Origin of the sequence: Pseudovibrio sp. Ad37, from assembly GCF_001623075.1 — a bacterium.
GTDB lineage: Bacteria > Pseudomonadota > Alphaproteobacteria > Rhizobiales > Stappiaceae > Pseudovibrio.
Genome location: NZ_LMCF01000072.1, coordinates 1 through 1,084, shown reverse-complemented (window position 1 = coordinate 1,084; position 1,084 = coordinate 1). Strand labels below are relative to the sequence as shown.

1 pseudogene is annotated in these 1,084 nt (G+C 50.1%); it reads right to left on the bottom strand.

What is annotated here, in order from left to right:
• A pseudogene (locus tag PsAD37_RS27525) lies at positions 1 to 289 on the bottom strand (DDE-type integrase/transposase/recombinase); the annotation flags it as partial.
• Between the last annotated feature and the right edge of the window lie 795 nt (positions 290 to 1,084).

The following is a 1,084-nucleotide window of genomic DNA, read 5'->3' as shown; positions in this document are numbered from 1 at the left end:
TCCAGTTTCTGACGGCCTCGGCGATGAACTCGGGGCCATTGTCCGACCTGATATAGGCGGACACACCGCGCACGATGAACAGGTCTGTCAAAGCGTCAATGACCTCGGTTGAGTTCAACTTTCGCTTTACCCGGATAGCCAAACATTCCCGGCTGTGCTCATCCAGAATGTTGAGTGTTCTGAAGGCCCTGCCCTCGTCCGTTCGATGATGTACGAAGTCGTAGGACCAAACATGGTTGCGATATTCAGGACGTAGGCGGACACACGATCCATCATTGAGCCAGAGCCGCCGCTTTGAAAGCTTTGCAGTTGTGACGGCATTGGACTGATTGCCACCAAGCATTGACAACTGCTGTACTGGCATACCTTGTCGGTGCCGTTGAGCGGGTTGTAGTTGAAGTAATCGTTGGTGCATGCCACTGTTTGCTCACCACCACCGGATATTACGGTGTACATCCAACTGTTGCCACTGCCATATCGGATCCAGTGCATCTTGCCTGTGTCAGGGAGGTTGAACGTCGCACCTTCCTTTGCTACGTCAATATAACTACCCTCAGGTGCGACTTTCAGTAGGTTCGCTGTCGTATAGGCACACTTCTTGTTTTGACCATCCAATGGGTTACCCCAGAAGTTGTTGCAAGAAATTCTATCCAAACCCTGAGCGAGGATGTAGGTATAATTACCTCCCTTACCGTATCACATGGTGATAACGCCGTCGCTGTCGGGATAGCAGTGCTTGCCCCCATCGGCGCAGTTTACCCAACTTGTCTCTTCCGTTTGTGCCGCTTCCTGATTAGCGGTATCGGCTTGCGCAGGGACGTGACCAAGGCTTGGGCTACGAGCGCAGCCCTCGCTGCTCTCAAGTGGAACTGCGATAAAGAAATAGATTGATCTTAAAATGGTCACAACACAAATGGTTTTAGCACTATATTGCCACGAGCTATACGTGAGATAATCTAGGTTCTGTTGACAAAGTGTATTCCAAAATCATCTGCTTTATGATTCAAGACTGTCTTTTAGGAGGCAGTTTTGGCACGTGGCGATTTAACGGACAGCGAATGGGAATTGATCGAAGCTCTGCTTC